This is a genomic window from Brevundimonas sp. UBA5866, from assembly GCF_002432125.1.
Taxonomy (GTDB): domain Bacteria; phylum Pseudomonadota; class Alphaproteobacteria; order Caulobacterales; family Caulobacteraceae; genus Brevundimonas.
In genome coordinates, this window is the sequence record NZ_DJFS01000093.1 from 7,164 (window position 1) to 14,986 (window position 7,823).

General features: G+C 62.4%; 7 protein-coding genes and 1 pseudogene (1 of these 8 only partly in view). 6 read left to right on the top strand and 2 right to left on the bottom strand.

Annotated features, from left to right (window positions below; genetic code table 11):
* Nucleotides 1-1,037: pseudogene (locus tag B3H86_RS12110) on the bottom strand (ribonuclease E/G); it reaches 1,591 nt to the left of the window's first position.
* A gap of 486 nt (nucleotides 1,038-1,523) precedes the next feature.
* On the opposite strand from B3H86_RS12110, the gene B3H86_RS12115 reads away from it, so the two are divergent.
* Nucleotides 1,524-2,735, top strand: coding sequence for an N-acetylmuramoyl-L-alanine amidase family protein (locus tag B3H86_RS12115; protein WP_292054273.1), 1,212 nt, complete (start codon nucleotides 1,524-1,526; stop codon nucleotides 2,733-2,735).
* Between the two features lie 76 nt (nucleotides 2,736-2,811).
* Here the strand turns inward: B3H86_RS12115 and B3H86_RS12120 are convergent, their stop codons facing one another.
* Nucleotides 2,812-3,360, bottom strand: a complete 549-nt coding sequence (locus B3H86_RS12120; RefSeq protein ID WP_292054274.1) for an NYN domain-containing protein — start codon at nucleotides 3,358-3,360, stop codon at nucleotides 2,812-2,814.
* Between the two features lie 30 nt (nucleotides 3,361-3,390).
* On the opposite strand from B3H86_RS12120, the gene folK reads away from it, so the two are divergent.
* From folK to B3H86_RS12145, 5 genes are all read left to right on the top strand, one after another.
* The gene (gene folK, locus B3H86_RS12125) at nucleotides 3,391-3,942 is read left to right on the top strand and encodes a 2-amino-4-hydroxy-6-hydroxymethyldihydropteridine diphosphokinase (RefSeq protein WP_292054276.1); all 552 of its coding nucleotides are present in this window, start codon (nucleotides 3,391-3,393) and stop codon (nucleotides 3,940-3,942) included.
* Nucleotides 3,943-4,041: 99 nt separating this feature from the next.
* The gene (gene rpoZ, locus B3H86_RS12130) at nucleotides 4,042-4,401 is read left to right on the top strand and encodes a DNA-directed RNA polymerase subunit omega (RefSeq protein WP_292054278.1); all 360 of its coding nucleotides are present in this window, start codon (nucleotides 4,042-4,044) and stop codon (nucleotides 4,399-4,401) included.
* A gap of 164 nt (nucleotides 4,402-4,565) precedes the next feature.
* Nucleotides 4,566-6,719 carry a RelA/SpoT family protein gene (locus tag B3H86_RS12135; protein WP_292054279.1) on the top strand — a complete coding sequence of 718 codons (2,154 nt, stop codon included), beginning with the start codon at nucleotides 4,566-4,568 and terminating at the stop codon, nucleotides 6,717-6,719.
* Nucleotides 6,720-6,835: 116 nt separating this feature from the next.
* Entirely contained in the window at nucleotides 6,836-7,420 is a 585-nt protein-coding gene (pyrE, locus tag B3H86_RS12140; protein ID WP_292054281.1) for an orotate phosphoribosyltransferase, read from the top strand.
* A 13-nt stretch (nucleotides 7,421-7,433) separates the two neighbouring features.
* Nucleotides 7,434-7,823, top strand: a 390-nt coding sequence (locus B3H86_RS12145) for a pyridoxine 5'-phosphate synthase (protein ID WP_292054283.1), incomplete at its 3' end; no start/stop codon positions are given.

Here is a 7,823-nt window from a genome sequence, read left to right on the forward strand (position 1 = left end):
ATGGCCACCAGGGCTTCGGTCTGGTTGATAACCAGATAGCCGCCCGATTTTAGCGGAACCACCGGCTGGTGGATCTGCGTCAGCACTTCTTCGATGCCGTTCGAGGCGAACAGCGGACGGGTGCCTTGGTACAGGTGGATCTTCTTGGCCTGCGACGGCATCAGCACGCGCATGAAGTCACGCGCCTGTTTGAAGCCTTCGATGCCTTCGACCTGAATGCCGTCGAAATCCTTGTCGTACATGTCGCGCACGGCGCGGCGGACAAGGTTTTCTTCTTCATAGATGACGGCAGGAGCCGTCGATTTCAGCGTCGTCTCGCGGATCGTCGACCACAGACGCAGCAGGTATTCATAGTCGCGCTTGATCTCGGCACGGGTGCGCTTGGCCCCCGCGGTACGGATGATCAGGCCCATGCCTTCGGGCACCTTCAGAGCCGCAGCGGCAGCTTTCAGGCGGCGGCGGTCCGATGTGTTGGTGATCTTGCGGCTGATACCGCCGCCCTTGCCGGTGTTCGGCATCAGGACGCAGTAACGGCCAGCCAGCGACAGCCAGGTGGTCAGGGCCGCGCCCTTGGCACCGCGCTCGTCCTTGACGACCTGCACCAGCAGGACCTGACGGCGCTTGATGACGTCCTGAATCTTATAGCGACGCATCAGGCGGCGCTTCAGACGTTCCTCGTCGGCCAGACGGCCTTCGGCGTCGGCTTCGTCGTCCGCGTGTTCGCGGCCCAGATCGTCGTCGTCCTCGTCCTCGTCACCGGCTTCAGCCATGATGGCTTCGCGGTCGGCGACCGGGATTTGGTAGTAATCCGGATGGATTTCGTTGAAGGCGAGGAAACCGTGACGGTTGCCGCCATATTCAACAAAGGCTGCCTGAAGGCTCGGCTCTACGCGCGTAACCTTGGCGAGGTAGATGTTGCCGCGGAGCTGGCGTCGGCCGCGGGATTCAAAGTCGAATTCCTCAACCTGGCGGCCGTCCACGATAGCGACGCGCGTTTCTTCCGCGTGCGCCGCATCGATCAGCATTGTCTTGGACATGTAGGGTGGTCTCTCTAAGGCGCGCCAGCCCGTGCCCCGCGAGGTTTCTCGCATGGATTGACCCCGTCAGCAGGGGAGCGGCTCGCCGAATGTGGATGGGGCCACGCGCGCACATCGTCGACTCGCGGAACGCGAGGTCGGCATTCATTTGCCGGACGGTGACGCAGGCTTTTTGGCCCATGGGTTCTGTCGGTCCGGGGATTGGTCGCGCCAGCATTAAAGAGGCTGCGGTCCAAACCCGCTTGATCCTAGGGCAACAGGCCGTAGCCAGAATGCCGTCGGAATAGGGTGAATAAAACTAGCGTGCCGCGAGGAGGGCGTGCCCGACGCCGCACAGGGGCGTAGGCGCGATCGGTCGCGGTCGATCAAACATAGGCGCCATTCTGACAAAATGCAAAACGATTGCGCGTTTCCTTATCTTTACGGAATCCTTAACGGTCAGCCTCTAGGTTAACCGTCCAAGATGTGAAGGAGTCCGTCTGGTCAATGCGCGTTCTGTGGCGTGAGGGTCTTACGCGTTGGGGACTGCGGGAATGGTCGCTGACCGCTCTGGCGGCAGTGGTCATGCTTGCGGCCGTGCTGGCGGCTGGTCTGAATCTGGCTGTCGGCTCCGATATTCAGGTGCATTCGATCCGTTTTGGCGGTGACGCCCAGCGTACCCGCGTGGTGATCGATCTGGACCGCGAAACCCGCGGTCGGGTGCTTCAGGACGGTTCTACGGGCAAGGTCAGCGTGGCGCTGGCCAATATCGATCCGGGACGCGGACTTTCGGGCAATGGCTCGGGTCTTGTCAGTGCCTATCAATTGGAAAGCGGCTCGGGCGGTACGCGCGTCAATCTGGATCTGGCGCGCGGAGCGTCCATCGAGCGACGTTTCCTTTTGCCGCCGGGCGATGGCGTGTCGCACTATCGCTATGTCATCGACCTCAAGGCCAATGGAGCCGCCGAAGCGCCGGTAGCGACGTCGCGTCGTCCGCAGCCGCGTGCCGAGAAGCCGTTGATCGTGATCGATGCCGGTCACGGTGGACGTGATCCGGGCGCGCGCGGTCAGGATGTCTGGGAAAAGACGATCACGCTGGCGGCGGCCCGGGAGCTGAAGGCGGCGCTGGAGCGGACCGGTCGCTATCGTGTGCGCCTGACGCGCGATGCCGATGTCTATGTCGCGCATAATCGCCGTGTGCAGATCGCCCGCGATGCCGGTGCCGACCTGTTCATCTCTCTCCACGCCGATGCCGGTTCGGATCCTGCATTGCGCGGGGCCTCGATTTATACCCTGTCCGAGCAGGGGGCCGGTCGCGCTGTGCGCGAGTTCACGGCCAATGACGACTGGCAGCGCAACCTGCGCCTGCCGGGGCGTGATGCTTCGGTGGACCGTATCCTGCTGGACATGACCCAACGCGCGACCCAGAACCGCTCGGCCCAGTTTGCCCGTGTCCTGCTGACGCATCTTGAGGCCGATAATCACCCGATGCTGCGCCACAGCCACCGCGCGGCGGGCCTGGCGGTCCTGCTGGCTCCGGATGTGCCCGCGGTGCTGGTGGAGATGGGCTTCATCACCAACCCTGAGGATGGACGCCTTTTGACGGATGAACGCGCCCGACGCCGCCTGATGCGCACTGTCGCCGAGGGGATCGACCGCTATTTCCGTGAACCTGCGGCGGCCGTCCGTGTCGCCGGAACGGGATCCCAGGGCGGCTGAGCGCGCCTCTGAAGGATAAAGAAAAGGGCCACCCGATCTGCTGTCGGGTGGCCCTTTTTTAATGATTTCTGCCTGCTTAGCGTTCGCGGTTGAAGGCGGGCTTGGGCTTGGAGAACTCGTTCATGATGTCGGCCAGATCGAGGAACTCGTCGGCTTGACGGCGCAGGTCGTCGCTGATCTGCGGCGGCTGGCTCTTGGTGGTGGAGACCACCGTAACGCGCACGCCCTTGGCCTGAACGGCCTGGACCAGACGTTTGAAGTCACCGTCGCCCGAGAACAGGACGACTTCGTCCAGATGCGGAGCAAGCTCCAGCATGTCCACGGCGATCTCGACATCCATATTGCCCTTGGTGCGGGTGTGGCCCTGGGCATCGGTAAAGCGACGCACCGGTTTGGTCATCACCGTGAAGCCGTTATAATCCAGCCAGTCCACCAGCGGACGCACGGGAGAGAACTCCTCGCCCTCGACAATGGCCGTATAGTAGTAGCTGCGGATCAAGCGCGCATCACGACCGAAAAAATCCGACAGTTTGCGGAAATCCAGATCGACGTTGAGGGATCGTGCCGCCGAATAGAGGTTGGCACCGTCAATAAAAAGCGCAATGCGGGTGGGGGACGTCATCAATATAGATCCTGATAAAAAGGCATTTTGGTTTTGAGTGCGCAAAATCCACCCGCAAGGGAAGCGGGCGATCTCGCTGATGCAGTCATCGTCGCACTTGGGGCGAATGACAAGGGGCAGTTTGAAACCTGCCAATCCGCTCTTGATCAAGCTTTGCAGCATTTAGAGGGGCATGGATGCTGGATTCTGGCGCGCTCCGACTGGTGGGAATCCGCGGCCTGGCCCAATCCCGAGGACCCGCCCTTCATCAATGGTGTGGTGATCGTTGGTACGGATCTGGGACCCAAAGCGCTTATGGGGGTGTTGTCGCGAATCGAAGACGACCTTGGACGTGTCCGTTCCGTGCGCAATGCGCCGCGTACACTTGATCTGGATCTTATCGCCTATGGGCGGATTGCAGGTGATCTGGACGGGCTGATCCTGCCGCATCCCAGAGCAGGCGAGAGGCTCTTTGTGATGGGGCCGCTGGCGCAGATCGCCCCGTTGTGGCGTCACCCGGTTCTGGACGCGACGGCGCAGGAATTGGCTTCAACAGCTAGCGTCGGCCGCGATGCCCGGCCCGTCAAAAAGGATCGGCACGGCTAAAAACTGTCGGATTTCCTGCCTAAAGCCGGTCTGTTGGCGTTGCACAATCGGTGCCGCTTCTATATTTTGTATGGTTCTCCCTGTCGCCCGAGGAATTTCATGGCCCGCGTCACTGTCGAAGATTGCATCGAAAAGGTGCCGAACCGCTTTGGTCTGGTTCTGCTGGCCGGTCACCGCGCGCGCAGCATCGCCAACGGTGCTCCGCTGACCGTCGACCGCGACAATGACAAGAACCCTGTCGTTGCCCTGCGCGAACTGGCGGATGAGACCGTCCTGCCGAATGACCTGCACGAAAACATCATCACCACCCTGCAGCGCGTCGATGAACGCACCGAGGCTGAGGATGAAGCCGAAGTCGTGGCCCTGCTGGCCGAGCCGCAGCACATGAACATGGCTGAGGCTGAACTGATCCGCGCGCTGCAAAGCGACCGCGACGGTGGTCAGGAGGAACGCTACTGACGGCACAGCCTGTCACTGGCGTCACTATCATTCCGGCGCGTCCTTCGGCGGAAACGTCGTCGGCTGAGCCTGCCGAGAAATCGGTTTCAACGGCGTCGTCCCCAACAGGGGCGGCGCCGTTGGCGTCTGCGGCATCCGGCCCCGGTGGCCGCCGCACACGTGTGATGCGTCAGTTTGAGTTGATCGATGCCGTAAAGGCCTATGATCCAACTGCCGATGAGGCCTTGCTCAACAAGGCCTATGTTTATGCGATGAAGATGCACGGCTCGCAGTTGCGGGCCTCGGGCGATCCGTATTTCGCGCACCCGATCCAGGTGGCCGGCATTCTGACCGATTACAAACTGGATACGGCGACCATCGTGACGGCGCTGTTGCATGATGTGGTCGAGGACACCTCTGCCACGCGTGACGACATTGCCGGTATGTTCGGCGAAGAGATCGCCGTGCTGGTCGAGGGCGTGACCAAGCTGTCGCGTCTGGAGCTTCAGGCCGAGCACACGCGCCAGGCCGAGAACCTGCGCAAATTCATCCTGGCCATTTCGCGCGATGTGCGGGTGCTGCTGGTCAAGCTGGCCGACCGCCTGCACAACATGCGTACGCTTCAGTACGTAAAGCCTGAAAAGCGCGAGCGCATCAGCCGCGAAACGCTTGAGGTCTATGCGCCGCTGGGTCGCTCGATCGGTATCCACTCGATCGCGTCCGAGCTGGAAGAGCTGGCCTTTACCCATCTGAACGCGACCGCCCGTACGGCGATCGAGCGCCGCCTCGAAGCTTTGAAGCTGGAACACGGCAGCGCCATCCAGAACGTCTCGAAAGAGATCGTCAGCCTGCTGGAAGGCGAGGGGCTGTCGGCCCTGGTCAAGGGCCGCGAGAAGACCCCGTATTCGATCTGGCGCAAACTCCAGCGCAAGACGGTGGGCTTTTCATCCCTGTCGGACATCTACGGTTTCCGCGTCATCGTCGAGAACGAGGACGACTGCTATCGCGCCCTGGGCATCATCCATCGGACATGGCCGATGGTGCCGGACCGGTTCAAGGACTTTATCTCGACGCCCAAGTCGAACAACTATCGCTCGCTGCACACGACCGTCGTCGGCCCCGGCGGCCTGAAGGTCGAGATGCAGATCCGTACCGAAGCGATGGACCGCGTGGCCGAGGACGGTGTGGCCGCGCACTGGCGCTATAAAAACGAATCCTATGGCTTCGACCGCGAGGCGATGGAGGCCGATGGTGGCCGCGACCCGCTGCTGAACCTGCGCCATCTGGTGCAGGTTATCGAGCATGGCGAGGGCGGCGAGGACTGGGTCGAACACGCCAAGCTCGAGATGTATCTCGATCAGGTGTTCGTCTTCACGCCCAAGGGCAAGCTGATCAGCCTGCCGCGCGGGGGCATGCCCCTGGACTTCGCCTATGCCGTACACACCGAAGTGGGTGACACCGCTGTCGGCGTGAAGATCAACGGCGAGTTGAAGCCCATGCGCACGGCCCTGCAAAACGGGGACGTGGTCGAGATCATCCGTGGGTCAAAGGCCGAGGTTCCGACCGATTGGCGCAGCCTGACGGTCACGGGTCGTGCCCGCTCGGCCATCCGTCGCCATATCCGCACCTCGGAGCGCGAGGAGTTCATCCGTCTTGGCCGTGCGTCGCTGGAGCAAACACTGGCCAAGGCGGGCAAGTCGCTTAAGGACGTCACCCTCAAATCGGCGTTGGAGACACTGACGGTCGCCACCGACGACGATCTATTCGATGCGCTGGGACGTGGCCGTATTCCGGTGACGCGTGTGGCGGAAATCCTGTTCCCGTCACTCAAGGACCAGCTTCACAAAGGTGAACAGCGGCGCAAGATCGAAACCGCTTCGGCGCGTCTGTTCGTGCGGGGTTCGGGCCTGACACCGGGGGTCAGCATTCATTTCGGTGAGTGTTGCTGCCCCGTTCCGGGGGACCGGATCGTGGGTATTCACGAACCGGACAAGGGGCTGACCGTCCACACCATCGACTGTCAGTCGCTTGCGGACTTTGCCGATGACGACAGCGTATGGCGCGACATGCAATGGACGCCCCAGGCCGAGAGCGAGGCGATCGGCGCGGTTCGTATGTCCGCCACCATCCGTAACGCGCCGGGGGTACTGGGACAGGTCGCCACCATCATCGGTGAGGCCGGTGGCAATATCCTGAACCTGTCTCTGTACCATCGCCAGTATGACTTCTTCGACGTCAGTCTTGATGTCGAGGTGAAGGATGCCCGTCACGCGACCATGATCCTGGCGGCGCTGAGGGCGAACCCGTCAGTTGATACCGTTGACCGCGTACGCGGCTAGGACGGCTTGCGGCATCGCGGCCCATCCGTCGAAGCGGCGGGTGGGTCACGATTCGGAACAGAGTTTGAGTCTATTGCCCTTGAGGGGCGGGGCAGGCAGGGCTAAGGACGGCGTTCATGAACACTGAAGACGTCCTGAACGAGTTCCGCGAAGCCGGCGCCCTGCGCGAAGGCCACTTTGTCCTTTCCTCGGGTCTGCACAGCCCGGTTTTCCTCCAGAAGAACCTCGTGTTCATGGACGGCGAACGTTGCGAGCGTCTGTGCAAGGCACTGGCCGAGAAGATCGTCGCCACGGTGGGGGCTGTCGATGCCGCCATCTCTCCGGCGGTCGGCGGCATCATCCCCGGCTATGAGACGGCCAAGCACCTGAAGGTGCGCTCCATGTACGTCGAGCGCGTGGACGGCGAATTCAAGCTGCGTCGCGGCTTCTCGGTCGAGCCGGGCGAGAAGATCGTCATGGTCGAGGATATCGTCACCACGGGCCTGTCGTCGCGTGAATGCATCGAGGCCATCAAAAAGGCCGGTGGCGATGTCATTGCTGCCGCCTGCATCGTTGACCGTTCGGGCGGCAAGGCCGACGTCGGTGTGCCGTTGATCGCGCTGGCAACGATGGATGTTCCGGCCTATCCGGCTGATGCGCTACCGGCGGAACTGGCAGCCTTGCCGGTCGAAGATCCGGGCAGCCGTCGCCTGTCCAAGTAAGGAAGTACCCGAGATGACCCGTCACGTTCGCCTTGGCGTCAATATCGATCACGTCGCCACGGTTCGTAACGCGCGTGGCGGGACCCATCCTGATCCCGCGCGGGCCGCCGAACAGGCGCTCGCGGCGGGCGCTGACGGCATTACCGCCCACCTGCGCGAGGACCGTCGCCACATCACCGATGCCGACATTGATGTGCTTAGCGCGCTGTGCCGCCGCGCCAACCGCCCGCTGAACCTCGAAATGGCTGTGACGGAAGAGATGCTGGCTATCGCCATGCGTCACAAGCCGCACGCCGCATGCCTTGTGCCGGAGCGCCGCGAGGAGGTGACAACCGAGGGCGGTCTGGCCGTTGCGGGCCATGAGGACCGCGTCGGCCCTGTGGTCAGGGCGCTGGCGGATGCG